Source organism: Methanoculleus horonobensis (assembly GCF_001602375.1).
Classification (GTDB): Archaea; Halobacteriota; Methanomicrobia; order Methanomicrobiales; family Methanoculleaceae; genus Methanoculleus; species Methanoculleus horonobensis.
Map to the genome: position 1 here is coordinate 459,259 of NZ_BCNY01000015.1, position 21,674 is coordinate 480,932.

General features: G+C 65.1%; 23 protein-coding genes and 1 pseudogene. 17 read left to right on the forward strand and 7 right to left on the reverse strand.

What is annotated here, in order from left to right; translation table 11 throughout:
• Nucleotides 1-30: 30 nt before the first annotated feature.
• Genes MCUHO_RS10020 through MCUHO_RS10055 form a run of 8 tightly spaced genes read left to right on the forward strand, consistent with a single transcriptional unit; the run spans nt 31 to nt 7,511 of the window.
• Nucleotides 31-1,500 carry an anthranilate synthase component I family protein gene (locus tag MCUHO_RS10020; RefSeq protein ID WP_394328831.1) on the forward strand — a complete coding sequence of 490 codons (1,470 nt, stop codon included), beginning with the start codon at nt 31-33 and terminating at the stop codon, nt 1,498-1,500.
• Nucleotides 1,500-2,078: an anthranilate synthase component II gene (locus MCUHO_RS10025; protein WP_067077768.1), complete on the forward strand. Its 579-nt coding sequence runs from the start codon at nt 1,500-1,502 to the stop codon at nt 2,076-2,078. Before MCUHO_RS10020 ends, MCUHO_RS10025 begins: the two co-directional genes overlap by 1 nt.
• The gene (trpD, locus tag MCUHO_RS10030; RefSeq protein ID WP_067077772.1) at nt 2,075-3,091 is read left to right on the forward strand and encodes an anthranilate phosphoribosyltransferase; all 1,017 of its coding nucleotides are present in this window, start codon (nt 2,075-2,077) and stop codon (nt 3,089-3,091) included. Before MCUHO_RS10025 ends, trpD begins: the two co-directional genes overlap by 4 nt.
• Entirely contained in the window at nt 3,088-3,840 is a 753-nt protein-coding gene (locus MCUHO_RS10035; protein ID WP_067077776.1) for an indole-3-glycerol phosphate synthase TrpC, read from the forward strand. Before trpD ends, MCUHO_RS10035 begins: the two co-directional genes overlap by 4 nt.
• The gene (locus MCUHO_RS10040; protein ID WP_084385992.1) at nt 3,837-4,412 is read left to right on the forward strand and encodes a phosphoribosylanthranilate isomerase; all 576 of its coding nucleotides are present in this window, start codon (nt 3,837-3,839) and stop codon (nt 4,410-4,412) included. The genes MCUHO_RS10035 and MCUHO_RS10040 overlap by 4 nt, the downstream gene beginning before the upstream one ends.
• On the forward strand, nt 4,409-5,581 hold the full coding sequence (trpB, locus tag MCUHO_RS10045; protein ID WP_067077779.1) for a tryptophan synthase subunit beta: 1,173 nt from the start codon (nt 4,409-4,411) through the stop codon (nt 5,579-5,581). Before MCUHO_RS10040 ends, trpB begins: the two co-directional genes overlap by 4 nt.
• The gene (trpA, locus tag MCUHO_RS10050) at nt 5,578-6,414 is read left to right on the forward strand and encodes a tryptophan synthase subunit alpha (protein ID WP_067077782.1); all 837 of its coding nucleotides are present in this window, start codon (nt 5,578-5,580) and stop codon (nt 6,412-6,414) included. Before trpB ends, trpA begins: the two co-directional genes overlap by 4 nt.
• Complete coding sequence (locus MCUHO_RS10055; RefSeq protein ID WP_067077785.1) at nt 6,411-7,511, forward strand: ATP-NAD kinase family protein; 1,101 nt, start codon at nt 6,411-6,413, stop codon at nt 7,509-7,511. Before trpA ends, MCUHO_RS10055 begins: the two co-directional genes overlap by 4 nt.
• A gap of 723 nt (nt 7,512-8,234) precedes the next feature.
• On the opposite strand, the pseudogene MCUHO_RS13015 reads toward MCUHO_RS10055, so the two are convergent.
• The 6 genes and pseudogenes from MCUHO_RS13015 to MCUHO_RS10080 all read right to left on the reverse strand — a co-directional run.
• Nucleotides 8,235-9,125, reverse strand: a pseudogene (locus tag MCUHO_RS13015) (Na/Pi cotransporter family protein); the annotation flags it as partial.
• 82 nt (nt 9,126-9,207) lie between these two features.
• Complete coding sequence (locus MCUHO_RS10060; RefSeq protein ID WP_067077789.1) at nt 9,208-9,798, reverse strand: hypothetical protein; 591 nt, start codon at nt 9,796-9,798, stop codon at nt 9,208-9,210.
• Entirely contained in the window at nt 9,795-10,346 is a 552-nt protein-coding gene (locus MCUHO_RS10065; protein ID WP_067077791.1) for a hypothetical protein, read from the reverse strand. Before MCUHO_RS10065 ends, MCUHO_RS10060 begins: the two co-directional genes overlap by 4 nt.
• A gap of 195 nt (nt 10,347-10,541) precedes the next feature.
• A complete protein-coding gene (locus MCUHO_RS10070) occupies nt 10,542-10,742 on the reverse strand; it encodes a hypothetical protein (protein WP_067077794.1) in 201 nt (66 codons plus the stop codon).
• A 12-nt stretch (nt 10,743-10,754) separates the two neighbouring features.
• The gene (locus tag MCUHO_RS10075; protein ID WP_067077796.1) at nt 10,755-11,303 is read right to left on the reverse strand and encodes a Yip1 family protein; all 549 of its coding nucleotides are present in this window, start codon (nt 11,301-11,303) and stop codon (nt 10,755-10,757) included.
• Nucleotides 11,304-11,558: 255 nt separating this feature from the next.
• Entirely contained in the window at nt 11,559-12,059 is a 501-nt protein-coding gene (locus tag MCUHO_RS10080; RefSeq protein ID WP_235808240.1) for a hypothetical protein, read from the reverse strand.
• Between the two features lie 280 nt (nt 12,060-12,339).
• On the opposite strand from MCUHO_RS10080, the gene MCUHO_RS10085 reads away from it, so the two are divergent.
• A complete protein-coding gene (locus tag MCUHO_RS10085) occupies nt 12,340-13,023 on the forward strand; it encodes a hypothetical protein (protein ID WP_067077799.1) in 684 nt (227 codons plus the stop codon).
• 58 nt (nt 13,024-13,081) lie between these two features.
• Here MCUHO_RS10085 and MCUHO_RS10090 read toward each other — a convergent pair whose 3' ends face one another.
• Nucleotides 13,082-13,816: a winged helix-turn-helix transcriptional regulator gene (locus MCUHO_RS10090; RefSeq protein ID WP_067077802.1), complete on the reverse strand. Its 735-nt coding sequence runs from the start codon at nt 13,814-13,816 to the stop codon at nt 13,082-13,084.
• A 272-nt stretch (nt 13,817-14,088) separates the two neighbouring features.
• Between MCUHO_RS10090 and MCUHO_RS10095 the strand changes: the two genes are divergently transcribed.
• From MCUHO_RS10095 to MCUHO_RS10130, 8 genes are all read left to right on the forward strand, one after another.
• The gene (locus tag MCUHO_RS10095) at nt 14,089-14,760 is read left to right on the forward strand and encodes a hypothetical protein (protein WP_067077805.1); all 672 of its coding nucleotides are present in this window, start codon (nt 14,089-14,091) and stop codon (nt 14,758-14,760) included.
• Between the two features lie 77 nt (nt 14,761-14,837).
• Nucleotides 14,838-15,965 (forward strand): PQQ-binding-like beta-propeller repeat protein, encoded by a 1,128-nt coding sequence (locus MCUHO_RS10100; protein ID WP_067077819.1) that lies wholly within the window; start codon nt 14,838-14,840, stop codon nt 15,963-15,965.
• 86 nt (nt 15,966-16,051) lie between these two features.
• On the forward strand, nt 16,052-16,471 hold the full coding sequence (locus MCUHO_RS10105; protein WP_067077822.1) for a MarR family winged helix-turn-helix transcriptional regulator: 420 nt from the start codon (nt 16,052-16,054) through the stop codon (nt 16,469-16,471).
• A 54-nt stretch (nt 16,472-16,525) separates the two neighbouring features.
• Nucleotides 16,526-18,907 carry an endopeptidase La gene (lon, locus tag MCUHO_RS10110; protein ID WP_067077825.1) on the forward strand — a complete coding sequence of 794 codons (2,382 nt, stop codon included), beginning with the start codon at nt 16,526-16,528 and terminating at the stop codon, nt 18,905-18,907.
• 208 nt (nt 18,908-19,115) lie between these two features.
• Nucleotides 19,116-19,517, forward strand: a complete 402-nt coding sequence (locus MCUHO_RS10115) for a hypothetical protein (RefSeq protein WP_067077828.1) — start codon at nt 19,116-19,118, stop codon at nt 19,515-19,517.
• A gap of 20 nt (nt 19,518-19,537) precedes the next feature.
• The gene (locus tag MCUHO_RS10120; protein WP_067077831.1) at nt 19,538-19,978 is read left to right on the forward strand and encodes an FIG domain-containing protein; all 441 of its coding nucleotides are present in this window, start codon (nt 19,538-19,540) and stop codon (nt 19,976-19,978) included.
• A gap of 37 nt (nt 19,979-20,015) precedes the next feature.
• Nucleotides 20,016-21,002 carry a hypothetical protein gene (locus tag MCUHO_RS10125; protein WP_067077834.1) on the forward strand — a complete coding sequence of 329 codons (987 nt, stop codon included), beginning with the start codon at nt 20,016-20,018 and terminating at the stop codon, nt 21,000-21,002.
• A gap of 240 nt (nt 21,003-21,242) precedes the next feature.
• Entirely contained in the window at nt 21,243-21,674 is a 432-nt protein-coding gene (locus MCUHO_RS10130; RefSeq protein ID WP_153020036.1) for a hypothetical protein, read from the forward strand.

The following is a 21,674-nucleotide window of genomic DNA, read 5'->3' on the forward strand; positions in this document are numbered from 1 at the left end:
CTGGACGGCGCTCCAAGAGAGCTGAACACAATCTCGGGATACGAGGAGGCCGTTGCCGCGGCGGACGCGGCTGGCCGGCCTCTTCTCGTCCCGGTTTTTGCAGAGATCCCGCTCCCCGCGGCATCGCCGGCCGACCTCTATGCCTCCCTCCGGGACGGCCCGGGGTTCCTGCTCGAGTCGCTCGAGGGGAGCGAGAAGACCGCCCGTTACTCGTTCATCTGCACCGCCCCTGCCGCGACCGTCGCCGTGGCCTCCGACGGCACGCTGACGGTCTCCGGCGATTCGCGCATCCGGGAGGTTGCCGCCGGCGTCGAGGGCGAGGATCCCCTCGACGTCCTCCGGTCGTTCATGGGCCGGTTCCGGGTCGCCTCCGCGCCGTTCCCCCGGTTCTCGGGGGGGCTTACCGGTTACTTCGCCTACGACCTTGCCTCGTCCCTCTACCCGGTTCCCGAACTGGAGGGAGCCGAAGAACCCGCCGCCCGGTTCATGCTGGCGCAGGACTGCCTCGCCCTCGACCACAAGAGAGAGCGGCTCGCGCTCGTCGCAAACCTGCTCGTTGCCGACGGGACCGACGCGGAAGAGGAGTTCCATCGGGCCCGGACGGGGATCGCGGAACGGGCCGCCCGGATTCGCGATCTTGCGCCACCGTCGCCGTGCGGGCGGTGCAGATCCGGCGTTCCGGCGTCGTCCTGCACCCCGGACGAGTTCTCGAACGCGGTCCTCCGGATAAAAGAGCATATTGCGGCAGGAGACGTCTTCCAGGCCGTCCTCTCCCGGCGGCTCGCCTGCCGGATCGAGGGCGACCCGTTCGCCGTCTACCGGCACCTCCGGGCGGAGAACCCGAGCCCCTACATGTACTACCTGGACTTCGGCGACCGCCAGGTCGCCGGGAGCAGCCCCGAGATGCTCGTCCGGGTGGAGGGCGGCCGGGTGACGACCGTCCCGATCGCCGGCACCCGGCCGCGGGGGCGGACCCCGGCGGAGGACGACCTGCTCGCGGCCGAACTCCTCAGCGACGAGAAGGAGCGGGCGGAGCATGTCATGCTCGTCGACCTGGCGAGAAACGACGTCGGGGCGGTCTCCGCCTTCGGGAGCGTCTCGGTGACGGATTTCATGACCGTCGAGCGGTTCTCTCACGTCCAGCACATCGTCTCGACGGTCTCGGGGAGGCTCCGGGAAGGGTGCGACCGGTTCGACGCCCTCCGCTCCTGTTTCCCGGCAGGAACCGTCTCGGGCGCCCCGAAGGTCCGGGCGATGCAGATCATCGGCGAGACGGAAGGGCTCCGCCGCGGTATCTATGCCGGGGCGGTCGGTTATGTCGGGTTTTCCGGCACGATGGACCTTGCGATAGCCATCCGGACGGTTCTGGTGCAGGACGGCGTTGCTTCCGTCCAGGTGGGAGCGGGGATCGTGGCCGACTCCGACCCCGGCCGGGAGTGGGCCGAGACCGAGAACAAAGGGCGGGCGATGCTTGCGGCGCTCGGTGCGGAGGCGGAGTGATGCGGGTGCTCGTCATCGACAGCTACGACAGTTTCACCTTCAACCTCTGCCAGCAGATCGGGGTGTTCGGGGCGGAGCCGGTCGTGGTGAAGAGCGATACGCCGTTTGAACGGATCCAATCCGAATCGTTCGATAGGATCGTCCTCTCGCCCGGCCCGGGGCATCCCCGGGACTCCGCCCTCTACCGGGAGGTTCTCGGCACGATCAGCCGCGCCGTCCCGACGCTCGGGGTCTGCCTCGGCCACCAGGCGATCGGCCTCGCCTTCGGCGCCCGCATCACCCGGGCGAACCGGCTGATGCACGGGAAGCGGTCGCTCGTCCGGCACGACGGTGCGGGGATCTACGCAGGCGTGCCCGACCCCCTCGTCGCGACCCGCTACCACTCGCTCGTCATCGACCCGGCATCCGTTCCGGACTGCCTCGCGGTGACGGCCTTAAGCGACGACGGGGCGGTCATGGGCGTCCGGCACAGGTCGTTCCCGATCGAGGGGGTGCAGTTCCACCCGGAGAGCATCCTCACTCCCGAGGGGGACCGGCTGGTGGCGAACTTCCTCTCCGGCACGGGAGGCGTGGCATGATCCGCGAGGCGATCGCCCGGGTCTCCTCGGGTACGGATCTCTCCCCGGCCGAGGCGGGAGGGGTGATGGAGGAGATCATGCGGGGCGCGGCGACACCCGCCCAGATCGGCGGATTCCTCACGGCTCTGCGGATGAAGGGGGAGACGGTTATAGAGATCGCGGCGTTCGCCCGTGCGATGCGGGCGGCGGCCGTCCCGGTCTCCCTCCCCTCCCCCGGGGCGCGGGTGGATACCTGCGGGACCGGGGGCGACGGCGCGGGGACGTTCAACATCAGCACCGCGGCCGCCTTCGTCGCGGCCGGTGCAGGCATCCCGGTCGTGAAGCACGGGAACCGTGGGGTTTCGAGCCGGTGCGGCTCGGCCGACGTCCTCGAGGCGCTCGGGGTCGACGTCGCGATCCCGCCCGAACGGGTGGCGGACGTCCTTTCGGCCGCCGGGATCGCGTTTCTCTTCGCCCCGGCCTACCACCCGGCGATGCAGTACGTCCGCGCCGCCCGGCAGGAGATCGGGATACGGACGGTCTTCAACCTCCTCGGCCCCCTGACGAACCCGGCAGGCGCCGGAGCCCATCTGCTTGGCGTCTACGACCCCCGCCTGACCCTTCCGGTCGCCCGGGTCCTCGGCGATCTCGGGGCGGAGCGGGCGATGGTCGTCCACGGTGCGGGGCTCGACGAGATCGCGACGGCCGGGTCGACGACGGTTGCGGAACTCCGGGACGGCGAGGTCACGGCGTATACTCTCGACTGCATGGAGTTCGGAATTCCGCGTTCATCCGTCGCGGCCGTCCGGGGCGGCGGGCCGGAGGAGAATGCCGCGACCCTCCTTTCCCTCCTGTCGGGAGAGGAGGGCCCCGTCCGGGATATCGTCCTCCTCAACGCCGGGGCGGCGATCTACCTCGGCGGGAAGGCTCGCGATATCGCCCGGGGGATCGCCCGCGCCGAGGCGTCGATCGACTCGGGGGCGGCGCTCGACCGGCTCCGCCGGCTGGTCGGGGCGACCGGAGGCGGGACATGATCCTCGACGAGATCGTCAGGTCGACCAACGAGCGCCTCCGGCACCTCGACCAGCTGGTCGATCCCGATCCCCTGCCCCGCCGGAGTCTCGCAGCGGCGATACGCGCCTCTTCCGGGAGGCACGCGGTCATCGCCGAGGTGAAGTACGCCTCTCCGTCGCGGGGGAGGATCCACGAGGGCTGCACCCCCGAAGCGATCGCCCGGGAGTTCGTCGCCGCCGGGGCCGCCGGGCTCTCGGTGCTGACCGAACCCACCTACTTTTCGGGGAGTATCGAGAACCTCGTCCGGGTGCGGCGTGCGGTATCCGTCCCGGTCCTCCGGAAGGACTTCATCATCGACGAACGCCAGCTCGCCGAGACCCGGGTGCTCGGCGCCGACGCCGTCCTCCTGATCGCCCGGGTGCTCGATGATCGCCTCCCCGCGTTCGTTGATTCGGCGCTCGCGCTCGGGCTCGAGCCGCTCGTCGAGGTTCACGATAGGGACGAGATGGAGCGCGCTCTCGCGACGGATGCGACCCTCATCGGGATCAACAACCGCAACCTCGCAACGATGACGGTCGATCTCTCGACGACCGTCCGTCTCGCGAGAGCGGCCCGCGACGCGGGGAGGATCGTGGTCTCGGAGAGCGGCATCATATGGCCCTGCGACGTCCGGAGCCTCTCCCGGCACTGCGACGCGTTCCTGATAGGATCCGCCCTGATGTCGGCCCGCGACCGGAGAAAACGGCTGGAGGGGTTCGTATTCGCGTGAAGATCTGCGGGATGACGAGCGTTCGCGACGCACTCCTCGCCGTGGCGGCCGGAGCCGACGCGATCGGCGTGGTGCTCGCGAGCCCCTCCCCCCGGTCGGTGAGCCCGGAGGTGGCGCGGGGGATATTCGCGGCGGTTTCGCCGTTCGCGACCACGGTCGCGGTCACCTCGACCGACCGGCCCGAAGACATCCCGTCGCTCCTCTCCTCGGGGCCGGACGTGGTTCAGGTGCCGGGCAGTCTTGAGGTGCCCCGTGATGCGGGGGTGCGGGTCATCAGGATGCTCTCTCCCGGCGACGCTCTCCGGGACGACTGCGACGCGGTGATCGTCGATGGTAGCCACGGCACCGGGCGGGCGTTCGACCCGGAGTATGCCCGTGAGTGCGTGGCCGCCTCCCCGGTCCCGGTCATCCTCGCGGGAGGGCTCACCCCCGGGAACGTCGCCGACGCAATCCTGGCGGTGCGGCCGCATGCGGTCGATGTCTGTTCAGGCGTCGAGGCGGCGCCGGGGATCAAGGACGAGCGCCTCATGCGGGCGTTCGTGAAGATATGCAGGATGATGGACAATCCATGAAACCAGGACGATACGGTATATACGGCGGGCGGTACGTGCCCGAGACCCTGATGAGCGCGCTGATCGAGCTCGAAGAGACCTACGAGCGGGTTCGCGAGGATCCGGAGTTCTCCAGCCGGCTCTCCTGGTACCTCCGCGAGTACGCCGGGCGGGAGACGCCGCTCACCTACTGCGCGAACCTCTCCCGCGACCTCGGCTGCCGGGTCTACCTGAAACGGGAAGACCTCCTCCACGGCGGTGCGCACAAACTGAACAACACCCTCGGCCAGGCGCTGATGGCGAAGTTCATGGGCAAGCGCCGGCTGATCGCCGAGACGGGCGCCGGGCAGCACGGCGTCGCGACGGCGATCGCGGGCGCGGCGCTCGGTCTGCCCGTCGAGGTCTACATGGGCGAGGTGGATACCCGCCGCCAAGCGTTGAACGTCTTTCGGATGGAACTCCTCGGTGCCCGGGTCGTCCCGGTCGTTTCCGGGACGCGGACACTGAAGGACGCCATCAACGCAGCGATGCGCGACTGGGTGGCGAACCTCGGGGATACCCACTACCTGCTCGGCTCCTGCGTCGGCCCGCACCCCTTCCCCCGGATCGTCCGCGATTTCCAGTCGGTCATCGGCGAGGAGACGAGAAGACAGATCCTTGAGAGGGAAGGTCGGCTCCCCGACACCGTCGTCGCCTGCGTCGGCGGGGGTTCGAACGCGATCGGCATCTTCTACCCGTTCGTGAACGACGACGTTGCACTGGTCGGCGTGGAAGCGGGAGGCGAGGGGCTCGATTCCGGCCGACACGGCGCTTCGCTCTCTGCCGGTTCGGTCGGGGTCTTTCAGGGGGCGCTCTCCTACCTTCTCCAGGACGGCGACGGCCAGGCGCTCGAGACGCACTCCGTCGCCGCGGGCCTCGACCACCCCTCGGTCGGGCCGGAGCACGCCATGCTGAAGGACTCCGGGCGGGTCCGCTACGAGGCGGTCACCGACGCCGAGGCACTCCACGCCTTCCGCCGTCTCTCCCGCACCGAGGGGATCATCCCGGCGCTCGAGTCCGCCCACGCGGTCGCCTACGCTCTCCGGGCGGCGGACGATCTCGATAAGGACGGCATCCTCGTCGTCAACCTCTCGGGGAGGGGGGACAAAGACGTCGCCGACGTCGCGAACCTTCACGGGGGCGTCGCATGAGCCGGATCGACGCCCTCTTTGCCCGGAAGAGCCCGGTCTTCATCGGGTTCACCGTCGCGGGGGACCCCGGGATCGAGGCGTCGCTCCGGGTGGCGAAGGCGATGATCGATGCGGGCGCCGACCTCCTCGAGATCGCCGTCCCCTATGCCGACCCGGTGGCGGACGGCCCCGTGATCGAGCGGGCGCACGTCCGCGCCCTCCGGGCGGGGACCACCCCAGACGACGTCTTCGCCCTCGTCCGGCGGATCAGGGGATATGCGCCGGCGCTCCCCCTCGTCCTCTTCACCTACCATAACATCATCCACCGCCGGGGGCCGGACCGGTTCTTTTCGGAGGCCGCGGCCGCCGGCGCGGACGGCGTCCTCATCGTCGACCTTCCGAGCGAGGAGTCGGGCGAGGTCGCGCCCTGCGCCGCCCGATACGGCATCGACCGGATCGCCCTCATCGCCCCGACGACGTCGCCGGAGCGGCAGCACGCGATCCTTTCCGGAGCATCCGGGTTCGTCTACCTGATCTCGCTCGAGGGGGTCACCGGCGAGCGCGACCGCCTCCCCCCCGGTATCGCCGGGCTGGTCGGCGCGGTGCGGGAGAAGACCGGTCTTCCTCTCGCCGTCGGGTTCGGGGTCTCGCGCCCGGAACACGTCCGGACCGTCGTCGCCGCCGGTGCGGACGGCGTCATCGTGGGGAGCGCGCTCGTCCGGCTGATCGAGGAGCACGCGGGCGACGAGGCCGCGATGCACGCGGCCCTCCGGGCGGCGATAGCCGCGCTCCGGCGCGGGCTCGTCCCCGACCCCGAACCTGATATGCTCCGGCGCGAAAGGGTAGAAGAATGAGACGGATTGGGTTCCTGGTCAACCCCATCGCCGGGATGGGCGGCGCCGTGGGGCTCGCGGGGACGGACGGGCAGGCGGCCGAAGCCCTCCGGCGCGGCGCCGTCCCACGCTCTGCCGACCGGGCGGTGCAGGCCCTCTCCGCTCTCCGGGGTCAGGATATCGCATGGTGCACCTGTGCCGCGCCGATGGGCGAGGACGTCCTCGCTGCGGCGGGGATCGAACGCTTCACTGTTCTCTACCGGCCCGCCGTCCCGACGGGTGCGGCCGAGACGAAGGCCGCGTGCCGGGCGTTCCTTGCGGCCGGGGTGGATCTTGTCGTATTCTGCGGCGGGGACGGGACGGCCCGGGACGTCTTCGACGCGGTGGGGCGGGAGGTGCCTATCCTCGGCATCCCCGCCGGGGTGAAGATGTATTCTGCGGTCTTCGCGGTCAATCCGGCGGCGGCGGCCGACCTCATCCGCCGGGCGGGGGAGGTCCCCTGCCGGGACTCCGAGGTGATGGACGTCGACGAGGAGGCCTACCGCTCCGGCCGGCTTACCGCCCGGCTTTACGGCTACGCGTGCGTCCCCTATATCCCGGAGCGGACCCAGGGAGGGAAGCAGGTCTTCGAGCAGCAGGACGAGGAGCGGGCGAAGGAGGATATTGCGGCGTTCATCGCCGAGATCATGATCCCGGACACCCTCTACATCTTCGGCGCCGGGAGCACGACCGCCCGGATCATGGAGCGGCTCGGGCTTCTCCCCACGCTCCTCGGGGTCGACGCCGTCAGGAACGGGGAGGTCCTCGCCCGCAACGCCGACGAGCGGACGCTGCTCGCCCTCCTCGACACCTACCCGCGGGCTAAGATCGTCATAAGCCCCATCGGCGCCCAGGGTTTCGTCCTCGGGAGGGGGAACCAGCAGATCAGCCCCGCGGTGATCCGGAAGGCCGGGCTACGGAACCTGGTCGTGGTCGCCACGCCGGGGAAGCTCGCCGCAACTCCCCTCCTCTACGTCGACTCGGGGGACGCAGCGCTCGACCGGGAGATGGGCGACTCGCTCCAGGTCGTCTCCGGCTACCGGATTGCGCAGCGAAAGCGGGTCGTCCAGACCGGCTGACGGTGTCCCGGCCGTCTTCTCGCGCGAGTACTGCTCGGCAAGTTTACGGAGGTCCCGCACCCTGGCGTTCGCCGCCTCGATGATCGAGAGAACCTCGAGGTAGCGGCTGTCCCCGAACGCGCCCTCCCTCTTGAGGTTGATGAGCTGTTCGCGGTAGCGGTCGTTGATGGCGTGCTGGAGTTCGACGTCCCGGCCGCGGAGTTCCGCGACGGTCGCGTCCAGGATCTTCGGGAAGAGGAGCCCGAGCCCGACGATGTTCTCGTCAAGAATCCGGTAGACACCCTCCGTCTTCTTCACCAGGACGGCGGAGACGCCGTTGCCGTTTTGGAACATCCTGCGGAAGAACTCCCCGAGGTCAGCCCCGAGGTCGCCGAGCCGCTCGATCTCGTTCGACATCCGCACCAGGAAGACCACCTCGGTCGCTTCCGCATCAGAGAGCGGCCTCGCGGAGATTGTCCGGAGCGCCTGCTCGATCCTCGCATCGAGGTAGTTGTTCAGGCTCTTGAGCCGCTCGACCATCTGGTAGTCCGCCTCCTTTGAGGTGGCGAGGTAGGTCATCACTGCCCGGAAGAGGTCGAGCGTGACCTCATGGGCGTGCCTGAGTTCCTGTCGGATCACCTCGAACCCGACTTCCGTGTCGTCGGGGATGCCCTCCTCGAGGTGGCGCGTCCGCATCAGGATCTCGGGTTCGCTTCCGGGCACCGCCCGCTCCACGAGCTGCCCGAACCTCCCGATGAAGAGGAGGAAGACCGCCGCCGCGATCAGGTTGAAGGCGAGGTGGGCGTTCGCCACCATCTGCGCCTCGGTTCCGCCGATCGCCGTTACGAGCGTGGTGAACGGCACGAGGAAGGGCAGGATCAGGAGCACCCCGCCGAGGTTGAAGATGAAGTGGGCCGCCGCCGCCCGCCGGGAGTAGAGGTTCATCCGGGCGGAGGCGATCAGGGTCGTCGTGGTCGAGCCGATGTTTGCGCCGAGCAGGATGGGGATCGCCTGCGGGAGGGTGAGCAGCCCCTGCTGGGCGAGGACGACGACGAGGCCGGTGGTGACGGAGCTCGACTGCACTGCGGTGGTGAAGAGGAACCCGATCAGGACGGCGAGCGGGAGGGCCGAGTACTCGGTAACGAGCGCGATGATCTCGGGGTCGCTCTGGAACGGCGCGAGCCCAGTGGAGATGAGGTTCAGGCTGAAGAGAACCAGCCCGAAGTAGAAGAGGGGTTTCCCCAGGAACCGGTAGCGCCGCCCGAAGATCCCGACGAGGAACCCGGCCGGGATCAGCACCTGCCCGAGAGCGGTCATCTTGAAGGCGACGAGCTGGGCGGTGACGGTCGTGCCGATGTTCGAGCCGATGATGATCCCGAGGCTCTGGAGGAAGGAGAGCGTCCCGGCGTTGACGAGCCCGATGGTGATGATCGTGGTCGCCGCGCTCGACTGGACGAGGGCGGTGACGACGGCGCCGATGAGTGCGCCGACGACCGGCCGCGACGTCAGCCGCCCCAGGATCTTCGCGAAACTGCCTTTCGCGACCGCGAGGATCTCCCGCGAGAAGTTCTCTATCCCGTAGAAGAAGAGGATCAGGCCGGGTATGATGGCGAATACGAGTTCCCACGGGACCATTGCTGTTCAGGGAGTATGGAGTCGCCGCCCTCAAATACCTCTCTACATGCATCCCGGCCGGGGAGTGCCTCTGCGTGGGAATTTATGGACGGTGTGCCGCACTCCGCTGCCAGGCGAGGACGAGGAGCAGGATGCCGAGGAGCCCGAGCCCGGCGTAGACGTAAGCCGCTCCGGCGAACTCGTAGAGCGAGGGCGAGTGGACTCTGACGGTCTCCGGGAGCGCCGGAGCGAGGAAGAGGCCGTATGCCCGGACCAGGCCGAAAAGGCTGATGACCCCCGCTTCGATCACCCCGAACCATGCCGTCGATCCCCTCTCAAGCGACAGCGCCCCGAGCAGGATCAGGACCCCTGGGGCAAGGAGGACGGTCGCGAGCTGGCCGGGCCCGGATGACCCGGGCAGCGGCCCGAAGACGGCGAGGGCGAGGAGGAGCACCGCGAGGGGCACTGCCGCCCACCACCTGCCGCCTTCTTCCCGCACTGCTGCGGCAAAGAGCACCGCTCCCGCAAGGGAGAGGATACAGAAGAGGAGGAGCGCCGGCGAGACCTCTGCGACCCGGTGATCGAACTGGCCGTTGTAGACGAACCGGGCATACGCGCCGGTCACGGGAACGGCGAGGAAGTAGGCCGCGGTGAGGGCGAGTGCGATCGAGGTCTTCTCGGGCGCCGTTCTCATCCCTCCTCCTCGGCGTGCCCCTCTCCCTGCAACCGCGGGGCGGGGGCGGCGGTCAGGCGGATGGCGGCGTAGAGCAGGGTTGCGGCGAGCACGCACTCGAGGTAGAACCCGAAGCCCGTGAACGCGGAGAAAAGCAGGTTATACGCGGGGGTGCCCGCGGTGAGGGGCAGGGCGCTCATGATCCCGTCGAAGAGCCACCCGAATACCGGCACCCTGTCCGCGATCAGGGGAGCAGGCCCGCCCGGCCACCCGTCGGGATTTATCAGCAGGGCGGCGACGAACGGAACCGAGGCTGCAACGGCAACGAGCGTCGCCTGCCGCTCTCTCCTGACCGGGACGGCGCCCGAGATGAGCGGGAGCGGTGTCGCGGCCCCCGCGACCGCAAGGGTGACCATCACGAGAACGAAGACGGGGAGAACCTGTTGCGGCGTCCCGGAGATGCACACGGTGATATCCGCCCAGACGATGCATGCAGCGACCGCGACGAGCGGGGGGATGGTCGACGAGAACCGGCTCCGGGGAAGAGGGGCGACGATCTTACCTGACATACTGCACCATATCGGGACTGAACCCGGGACGCGGTTCGGCTGCCGTGTCCTGGAAACCTGCGGGAGAGGTCAACGTTCTTCTATAAACGATTTCTGTCACGATCGTCTACACGTCGGGGCCCTTCAATCCGTTTTGTTCCCGGAAAGGCGGTAGAAGGGATATCTCGATGCGGTTCTTCCACCGCGGCAGAACGGTCAGTCCGGCTGCTTCTCCCGGCACCGTTTGCTCGCAACCTGCACGATGAGGCTGCTAAACAGCAGGACGAAAAACAGGTACCGGGCAAAGGCGCCGGGCCGGCCGTGCAGGATTATATCCTGGTAGAAGTTGACCGCGAGGACGACTACGGCAAGGACGAGGAGTAGTTTCCACAGGAGCGACAGGTGGTTGCAGTTCATGTTCGTCACCGGTTATACGACTCCCACCGCGCGATGGAGATAGTACGCGAGCACCACGCCTGTCGCAAGAGCGACGAAGACGGCCCGGTCCTTGGACTTCTCGTGGAATATCCATACGCCGAAGTAGGTCGAGAGGCAGAACCAGCCGAGGAGGAGCAGGCCGGCAAACGGAACCCCCAGGAGAACCGCCCAGGAGAAGAGGATGAGCGGCGCGAGAGCATAGACCGCCGACTTCATCGTCTGCTCGAACTCCCGGTGTACGTCGACGAAGAGCAGGAAGAAGTGCTCGACGAGGCTGACGGCGAGGAGGGCGACGGCCCCGGTTATCAGGCCCTGTGTCAGGGTGACAAGGATGTCTGCCCCAATAAACCAGAACCGGTGTATTCCGTCAATCTTCAGCTCCTCTCCCGTAAGGAGGGGTAGCATCATGAATAGGACTGATGCGACTGCGACGATCGCGAAGTAGAATGTGAGATCGTCGCGCAGCGGTTTTTCGTTGAGTTTCTGGAAGACCCGCCGGGGGCCGGAGAAGGCGCTTTCCGGTGATATTTCTGTTGACATGGTCTTCTTTTCCTTGAACGATGGTAACCGCCCGTCCGCTTCCGGTATCGATGAAGGAGAAATCGATGTCCTCCTATAAACGTTCTCTGTCATGATCGTCCACACGTCGGGTCACGGTTGGTTGAAGAGAGGCAGCCGGTGCCCGTTATCGCTCTGACACTAGGCAGGGCCGGGGGGTGGTATAGCCCCCATTCATCCTTCGTCCGGGTGAGGGGAGCTTGTTTTTACCGATGGGCGGCCTGAAAATCGTTGGTATCAGCGGTGGAGTACTGCCGGGAGGTTCAATCGCCTCTCATGGACGGTCGATGTGAGCTCGAACCGCCCCTCTCCGGGTTCAAACGGGGAGCAGGATACAGTCAACGTTCCGGAATTGATCCCTTCTGATTCCTGAGTTGTGCTGTGAGGTATCCCTGCAGGGTTCCAGACTGTTAGGGTGAAGGTGGCTTTCTTTGCGCTGCTAAATTCGTTTTTCTGGTCGTTTCTCCATGTAGCAGTGAAGACGCTTCTCCCGGTTCCCGTCTCGATTGAGGGGATCGAATTCGAAAATGTTGCGTTGCTCCTGAAGTCGGTCGAAGCTCTGCCGATGTGAAAGACTCCGTGGGAGTCGTTGTCCTGAAAGACGATCGTGCCGCCGGAGGTGGTAGTGTTCACGACAATGTCCTCCGCGGCGTGCGATACGAGCCCGTACCCGAGGAGGCCGACAAAGCCTATCGCCAGCACGATGCTGCATAATAGTTTTCCGTTCAACCCGATCACCGTTCCTTTTCAGAAAGTAAGTACATCCCGGGGATTATCGCTTCAGATGCAAATGCTTCCACGGGTATTGCCTTCTTGAGACTGGATTGCCACTCTATTTACGTTTTCTGTCACATCTCTCTACACATCGAGACGGCGAGAGGGCCTGAGCAGACCAACGGCCGGGGTAAACCAGCGATACTGTGCCCCGAGCGAGAACGCAGGTCTGTTTCGGAAATTTCAAGCCCGGGCGGTTCCATACTGACTTTAACCACGCCGGTTCCATCGGCCCGGAACTACCATGAGACGACCGATCCTTGCCGTTATCGTCGGAGTAATAGTTGTCTACGCCTGCATGCACTTCTTCATCTTACCGGAGGCCCCGGAGGTCACCCGTATCGAGAATATCACCCATCTTGAGTCCCCGGCATACCATCCGGCCATCCTGAACCTCTGGGAGATCGCCGTCGAGAGCACCGGCGTTGAGAACGAGTCGGCTGTGCTGCGGAAGCTGGAGGTCGATCTCGCCGGGAATGGCGCGGCTCGGGTGATATGGCTCTACTTCTACGGTGATAAGGACGGCGAACAGCACGGCTACGAGGCGTATGTGGGGCCGGGCGGAACAGTATCGGCCAAATCGCAGAAGTTCAATTTTTCCGTGCAGGGGGTGCACCCCCTCGAACTCTTGCGGGAGGTCGACGCCATCGCCCTGGAGGATATTCCCTTCCGGGACCGGGGTATGAGGCTTCTTGTAAATCCGAACGCGTACGGGGACCACTACAACGAGACCCGGGGAAGGCTCTACGAGGTTTCGAACGGGATGTTTTGCCCGGTGAAAGAAGTGACGTTCGGCCCGGACGCGTGCTGGTACACCATCACGATCACTCCCCACCGGAGCCCGGGATCCCCGCCGTCTCCAGAAGAGGTTCTTATCGCGTTCACCCCGCAGGATCTTGCAGCAGCCGAGTCCGTAGTCTACGGGTAGGTGAGTGCCGAGAACCGGGACTCGTTCATCGTCTCCAGCCCAACCGCCCCCGGGTAACCTAACCGGTTGCGTCTGCGCCCCTGTCCGCCCGGGATACAACATCCCGCCGGGGGAAGTAGCGCACCAGCCTTCCGTCTCTCTCGCTCCGTACGGCACCGTCCCGGATGAGCAGCGCCATATGCCAGGTCACCGATGCGCCGGAGATCCCGAGCGCGGATGCGACTTCTTTCCGCGCCATTCCCGGGTCCTGTGCAAGGAGATCGAGGATCTGCTTTCGTGTCCCGTTGATGGGGTAGCCCTCTCCCTCACTGGCCGGTCTGCCGTTCGCATAGTACCGCAAGAATCCGTGATCGCGCTCAGCTACTATCCGTCCGGTCTCGCAGAGGGTTGCAAGGTGGTACCGGAGCGTTCCAATGTTAACCCCCAGCCTGTGTGAGAGGGAAGCGTGGTTGATCCCGGGGTTCTCCCGGATGCAGAGGTATGCCGCACGGCGGGTGCCGTGTTCGAAAACGTTCTTTCGGGAGATCCTCTTCTGGCCGAGAATGAGCCATACGGTTACTGATATGAGGAACTGCACCGGGAGGAAGAGCAGGGGTGCGGTCATGAAGACAAAGTCGAGCAGGAGGAGTTTGAGCGGCACATTCCAGATGTATACCGGGGTCGGATCGCCCGGTATCGCCTCCGGAAACTCCCCCTCACTTGATATGGTGCCAGTAGCGCTCCCCGGGGCGATTATAAGCGGGAGGATGATGAGGAGCAGAGCAGTCCTCGCGAGAGGGAGTTGATGGCGCATTAAAAAGATCAGGTGGCCGGGAGTATAAAAACGGTGCTATTCTGCCATTCTCCCATCGCACGCCTCTGCGTGTCTTCGGGTAGCCGGTCCCCTCAGGAGTCTGGGTTCGGTATCGACCGGTCCAGTGAGTGTCCCTGAATTCTCCGGAGCAAAACGAAGGGATCCGGCTCGACGTGTAGAGGATCGTGACAGAAATCGTTTATAGGGGAACGTTGAGTTCTCATGCATAGATCCGGAAGGCGGGGCCCACCCGGCCGGGCGGTGGTGAGAAGATGGGCGAAAAACGTAGCAATACCAGAAAAACCGTACTGAACCTGCTCATAGCGCTCGCCATCCTCGCCGGGGTGGTCTTCCTGCTCTTCCTTGCTGTCGGGTTCGTCGAGACGACCATGCCGAACGACTCCTACATGATCGAGATCACCGGTCTCTCCGTTCTTGCCGTGAACGGCACCGCCACGGTCATGATCCCGGTTCCGGCGAACGCGGAGGGCGAGCTGGTGATGTTCGAGTCGTCCAGTGTTCTCCAGCCCGCCGGGTGGCGGACGGCGATCCGGGAGACGCCGTACGGGAAGATGATCGCGTTCACGACGACGGAAGACTACGCGCAGGATATCTTCAGACCGACCGGCGAGTTCGAGACGAAAGAAGAGCCGCGGCTGCTCGTGCCGGTCCTCGGGACCCCCGAGAACGCGAGCGTCGCCGGGTTCACCCGGGGATCGGGGGGCACCTACACCACGGTCGTCTTCCTCGACGGCTTTGTCCCGCCGGAGAACGCCACATCGATCTCGTTCGATCTCGAGTACCGGGGCGGCGGCGGTGTGAAACATCTGATCAAAGAGAACATCTGGACGGCAACGGTGAATATGGCCGTTTCGAGCACAGAGTCCGGCTTTGTCCCGGTGCCGGCCGACTACCACGTTATTCCCGGGGGTATCAATCTATAATGACCGACTCCGGGAGAGAAGATCTCCATCGATTGAAACGTATGCTCGTTGACGGCAAAACTCATGCAGCCCGTAAAATGGCGATATCTCTTGCTCTTTTATCCCTCATCGTCCTCACTGCCGTATCGGGGTGCCTCTCGATCGACGCTGTCGCCGACCGTCATGCTCTCTCCGTCACCCGAACCGACGCCGCCGGTACCGAGATCTGGCACACCGCTTTTGATGGAGGGGGCGACGAATACGGCACCGTCCTGTTGCCGGTTTCGGACGGCGGCCTGCTTGTCGGAGGGTCGGTCAAACAATCTCCGGGAAGCGATGAGCACGCCCTGCTGCTCAAGATCGCGGAGGACGGCCGGATCGAGTGGAACTGGTCGTTCCCGGCACGGTATGGCGTTGAGGCAGTTGTCTCCCACCCTGACGGCAGTTTCACCGCCGGGACGGGTGACGGGTCTCTATTCCGGGTGGCCGGTGACGGGACACCGGTCTGGAGCAGCCGGGTTTCGGGGTCCGTGCCTGGAATCTCCGGTCTGCCGGACGGAGGCATCGTGGCTGCAGGGAGCAAGCACGAGAGGGATGTCTGGGTGGCGGTCGTGAACGATACCGGGTCGCTGCTCCGGGAAGAGACCTACCCGGATCTCGGCCGGGGGCGGGCTATCGAGGTCGCTTCGGCGTCGGACGGGGGGTGCATCGTTGCAGGGACGACGGATAGCCATCCGCTCTGGGTGATGCGGCTCGATGGGGAAGGCAACGTCATCTGGATCCGCACCTTCGAGGAAGGCCCTGAGTATATCGGGGTCATGCTTCACCGTGTATATTCGGTGCGAGAGAAGCCGGACGGCAGCGTGGAGCTGCTCTATAAGGTCGGCCGGGCCCTGAAGGGGGAGGCCGTCGGAAAATCAGTCACGGTCGACCGAACCCTCGCCCGGGACGGTTCGGACATGAGCGTAACGGAGTTTTATATGCCCTGCCCGGTTGTCCGGGCCTCCGGCGGCGGTTACGCCTGTGCCTCCCTCGAGAGTTCCGAGGGCGACGGTTACACCATGGGGAACCATCTCGGGTCGCCGATTCACGTGATGATATGCGACGAGCGCGGTGAGATTGTCCGGGTCAGTACCGGCACGGAGGCGAAGGTGGATATCGTCACGGATATCGTGCAGACCCCGGATGGGGGGTTTGCGGTGCTTGGTGGGTCTACGAATACCTGAACCTTCAAGAGCCCGTGTGCTCTCCCGGTGCCGGCTGCTATCACAACCTTTATAGTTAGGTCAACCCAAACTAATCAGTATCAACCATGGCGGCAAGACAAGAGCACCTGTTCGAAGTGTTTGATCGCCTGATCGCCATCAAGAACGAATGCTCCTCCGAGATCTTCTCCGAATGCGGGCTCAGCCGTTTGACGGTGAAGCAGGTCGCCTACCTGAAGACGATCGACGAGCACGGCGACGTGACATTCAGCAGTCTTGCCGAGATCACCAGGAACTCGAAACCCACCGTGACGGAGATGGTTAATCGGTTCGTCCGGATGGAGTGTGCCTACCGCCAGAAGTGCCCCGACGACGGGCGGGTCACCTACATCCGGCTGACCGAGAAGGGCCGGATGCTGGCAAACGCCGAGCGGAACGCGCTGAGCCGGATGATCGAGAGGGTGGTGCGGACGCTCGATGAGAACGAATTGGATCTCCTGGTGGAGATCTTGAAGAAGGTCGGATGATTTTTGCCCGGCAAAACAGTTAGGTAAATGCGAACTAAACAATCCGGAGTCACCATGCACTCACAACCAGACACCAGCAAAGAGCACATCGTCATACCGCTCTTCGAGACCGTGGTCTACCCCGAGACCCGGACGAAGCTCCAGGTCGAGACGGCCATCGGGGAGGCGCTGATCGCCGCCATGAAGAGCGACGGATCGGCATATGCGGTCGGGCTGACCGCGAAGAGCGAGGCGGAAACCCCTGGGGATCCGGGCGACGCACTCTATTCGACCGGGAACCTTCTTGCGATTGCTCACGTACAGCCTGCAGACGACGGCTACCTCGTCTTTGCGCACGCAACCCGCCGGGTGAAGGCCGTAACCCTCTCGGAGAGGGACGGGCTGCTCTACGCCGTCTGCGAACCCCTCCCGGACGTGCCGGACCTCGACGAGGGTGGACGGGCACAGATGCTCGCGAACGTCAAAGCGGCCGTCCACGATCTCAGCGGCAACTTCCAGGGCTCCGAGCAGTTCACCCGCCCTGTCGACAGGATGGAGTCCGTCGACCAGATCATGGGTTTCGTCATGCCCTTCCTGCCGATCGGTGTTGCCGAGAAGCAGTCGCTCCTCGAGATCATCTCCACCCGGGAGCGCTACACCGCGTTCCTCCGGATCCTGGTGAACCTGAACGAGAGCATCAATCTCCGGATCGAGGTGGCCAAAAAGGCCAACGAGAAGGTCGGAAAGGCGAACCGCGAAGCAATGCTCCGCGAGCAGCTCCGGGTGATCCAGGACGAGCTCAACGGCTGCGAGGGCTCGTCCGGCGAGGAGAACTACCGGGAGCGGATTGAGCGCTCGACGATGCCCGAGGAGGTGCGGAAGAAGGCTCTTGCCGAACTGAAGAAACTCGAGTCGGGCGGGAGCCAGCACCACGAGAGCCAGGGGATCCGAAACTACCTCGACCTCCTGCTCGATCTCCCCTGGACGGTCGAGAAGAAGAGCATCGATATCGAGGAGGCCCGCCGGGTGCTCGAGAGCAACCACAACGGCCTCGAGAAGGTCAAGGAGCGGATCGTCCAGCACCTTGCGGTCATGAAACTCAAGGAGGAGAAGCAGGGCTCGATCCTCCTCTTCGCGGGCCCGCCCGGCACCGGGAAGACGAGCCTCGGACGGAGCATCGCGGATGCGCTGGGGAGGGAATACGTCCGGATCAGCCTCGGCGGCGTCAAGGACGAGGCGGAGATTCGCGGGCACCGGCGAACCTACGTCGGGTCGCTCCCCGGCCGGATCATCCAGGGGATGAAGCGGGCAGGGGCGAAGAACCCGGTCTTCATCCTCGACGAGGTCGACAAGCTCGCCGTCTCCTACTCCGGCGACCCGGCAAGCGCCCTCCTCGAGGTCCTCGATCCCGAGCAGAACAGCACGTTCTCGGACCACTACCTGGAGGTGCCCTACGACCTCTCGGACGTGCTCTTCATCGCGACCGCAAACAGTCTCGCGACGATCCCGGCGCCGCTCCTCGACCGGATGGAGCTCATCGAGATCTCGGGCTACACGAAGAACGAGAAGTTCGCGATCGCAAAGGATCACCTCCTGCCGGAGACGCTCGAGGAGCACGGCCTGACCGCGGATCACCTTCAGGTCGAGGACGAGGCCGTCTCGGCGATCATCGACCGCTACACCCGGGAAGCGGGTGTCCGGACGCTCAAGAAGCAGCTTGCCCGGATCGCCCGGTATGTCTCGGCGAAAGTGGTCTCGGAGACGGTCGACCTGCCGGTCGTCGTGACGGCGGAGATGCTCCCGGAGATCCTCGGCCGGGAGACCGTCCGGCCGGACGTGGCGCGGAAGGAGAACCAGCCCGGCGTCGTGACGGGGCTTGCGTGGACGCCGGTCGGCGGCGACATCCTCTTCATCGAGGGGACGTTCATGCCCGGCAAAGGGAAACTGACGCTGACCGGCCAGCTCGGCGACGTGATGAAGGAGTCGGCCCAGATATCGCTCAGCCTGATCCGCTCGAGGCTCGCGGCCACCACGACCGGGTTCGACTTCTTCGCAAGCGACGTCCACATCCACGTGCCGGCGGGGGCGACCCCGAAGGACGGGCCGTCGGCGGGCGTGACCCTCTTTACGGCCCTTGCCTCCCTGGTCACCGGGAGAACGGTCGACCCGACGGTCGCGATGACCGGCGAGGTGACCCTCTCCGGCGCCGTCCTCCCCGTAGGCGGGATCAAGGAGAAGGTTCTTGCGGCGCACCGGGCCGGGATCAGGACGGTCATCCTCCCGCGGGAGAACGAGCGCGATCTCGAGGACGTTCCTGAGGACGTGCGGCGCGATCTCGCGTTCGTGACCGTGGAGACGATCGAGGACGTCCTCCGCGAGGCGCTCGGGGTAGAACTCCACGGGCCGGTCCTGCCGTATGCGGGGAAGAACCGGTGTGTCCCCGCGCACAACCTCTGAACACCCTCTTTTTATCGTCTCGCCATACCCCCCTTTCTCTCCTTCGAGCCCCGCTCCGGGAGCAAATAGGCTTGAGGCGGTTCGACGTGTAGAGGATCGTGACAGAAATCGTTTATAGAGGTACGTCGAGCTCTCACCGATAGCTGCCGGAATCGGTGCCCCGATGTGTGGGATCTGTCCGGCCTGCGCCGAGACCGGAGGAGATTGCATGGAACCTGACAGGAAGCGCCTGATTGCCGTAGGGATCTTTGCGTTCATCGGCGTCGTCCTTCTCGTCGCGGCGGTCGTGCTCACGTGCACCGCCCTCGTCACCCTGATCACGGGAATCGACGGTCCTCCGCAAATGTTGGTTGTGGAAGTAGTCGGGGAAGAAGAGCTGCAGAACGCATCCGTCATCCATCTGACCGACCGGGACCTGAAGCAGCACCCGGTGCTTGCCACCGCGATCCGGGAGGCTAGCAGCGAATCCAACGTGGTGAAATCCGCGTCGGTTCCGATGACAGAGGTCGAATGCCTCGCACTCACCGAGTCCTTTGGTGTGTATACGGCGAATGCGCCGATCCTCGAGTACGACGGAGTATACTACTCGACACGTGTTCTGCTCCATTAGGATGCTTGAAGGGGTGCAGAATGGAAGAAGGTAAGAAACCCGGCAACCGGCTCAGAACGGCGGGGCTCGTCGTCGCGTGCGGTCTTGCCGGCATCGTTGCGGTCGTGCTCGGCTTCATGCTCGCCGATGCCCTCCTCATCTACGCGATGGAGGGTTCGGGCGGGCAGCCGATGCTCTACGTCATGGAGAGGACGGAGCCGGGAGAGAACGTGATCGTTCCCCTGACCGAGAAGGACTTCGCCGACCACCCGGCGCTCGACGCGGTCATCCGGGGCGAGGAACGAAATCCGTCAGGATGGGAGTGGGGTATGAGCGACCGGCGCTTCATCGGGGGAACCAACGTCTCCTACGCGGAGAGCAAGGTGCTCCAGGACACTTACGGCCCCGACCGGGAGACGTGGGTCTACCCGCACCTGGAGTATGAGGGTGCATACTATCTGGTGGTGACGACGTGGCCGTGACACGAGGAGATCCTTCGGTGATTGAGGTGGCCGAAAGATGATGAAGATCGCATCCGTCGTTTTTCTGCTGTTTGTCTCGGCCTGTATCGGGGGCTGCTGCACCTACGAAACGGCCTATCCAGCCCCTCCCGGCGGCCCGCAGGATATATTGACGGAACAATGCCCCGACGTCAACGTATCGGAGATTCCTGTAGCAACCCCGGAGTTGATTCGAACAAACGGCTCATACGTAGCCGGGATTGCGCTCGGCGACGAGCGGGCGCGGGCTCTCGTCCGGCACGGCGGCAAACCCGAGTCGGTTGCCGTGCTCTTCCACTCGTGCCCGCGAAACGACCCGTACTGCAACCAGAACCCGAGCCTCGTCATCCGCTACGGGGAGATCCGGTTTGCCGTCACCGTCGACGAGACGGCCGGGACGGTGCTCGGCGGCTCTGCACTCGTGCCTAACACGCCCTCTCCTGCATATTACAAGACCCGCGACCTCTCGACCGGGACCGATACCGTCTACCTGGGGGACGCCCCGATCATGACCTACAACGGGACGTCGCTCCTGTACCTGAACGAGTCGTACGGTCGTTCTTCCGGACCGGCAGAATCTTCCCCCGACCTCGACGGGATCGTGGCGCGGTACCGGGCGGCCCACCTGTCCGGGGATATCGACACCGGCTTCACCCACGAACCCTGCGAGGCTTACTCGAAGACCGGGGAGTTCGTCGAGACAGTCGGCGGGCTCTTCGATCTCGTCCGGGAGGATCCCGCCACCGCCCGGCTCCTCTCCGAAGGGGGCGAGATCACGGGCGTCGTTGTCGTCTGCCCGCCGTCCGCCGCGTCCGAACCGGGGGGCCCGGGATGCTACCCTGCGGTCCGCGTCAGGTACGGGGAGATGACGATCGACTACCTCGTCAACATCGACTGTATGTGCATCGAGAGGGCTTCCGTCGAGGTTCCGTCTGGATATCTCTCCCGTACGGTCGATAATGTGACTTATATCATTCACGATGGCGACGTGGTGCTCGCTCTCTGAGGGAAGGGCGCGCCCCCGGTTCCGGGCCCGTAGTAGGTTTGTTCGGGTTCAAAATCGATCGGGAAGGCCCGACGTGTAGACGATTGTCACAGAAATCGTTTATAGAAGAAGGTCGACCTCTCCCGCGTGGATACCGGTATCCCGGGGCGTGGGTCCGGTCGTGCGACCCGCACCAAAACCTGGCCGGCACCCCGGCGGAGGGTAGATGGACGAAAATGCAACCATTCTTGAGGAAAAGCGGTGGCTCCGTTGCACCACGAGAAGGGCACCCGGCTGAAGCGATACCTCATCGCGGTCGCGGTCGCCGGGCTCCTCCTGTTCGGCTGCTACGTCGCTGTTTCCTCCTACATCGCCGCGACCATCCCGCCCGACGAACTCCTGCTCTACGAAGTCACGGAGGAGACGGCCCGGGAGGGTATCGTCATGCCCCTCGATGAGGAGATGTTCCGGAACCTGCCCGTTCTGGACGCGATCCTCCGGGGTGAGGGGCATGAGGACGAAGGGGGCCCGTATACCGCCGGGGACATCCGGCTGGTGGGGAGCGTGGAGTACCCGGAGAAGATCCACCAGGAGACGATTGATGCCTACATCTTCGATAACGAGACCGGCAAGCGAAAATACTTCGAGTACGAGGGCCGGTACTACCGGGTCGGGACGATTTACCGGGACTGA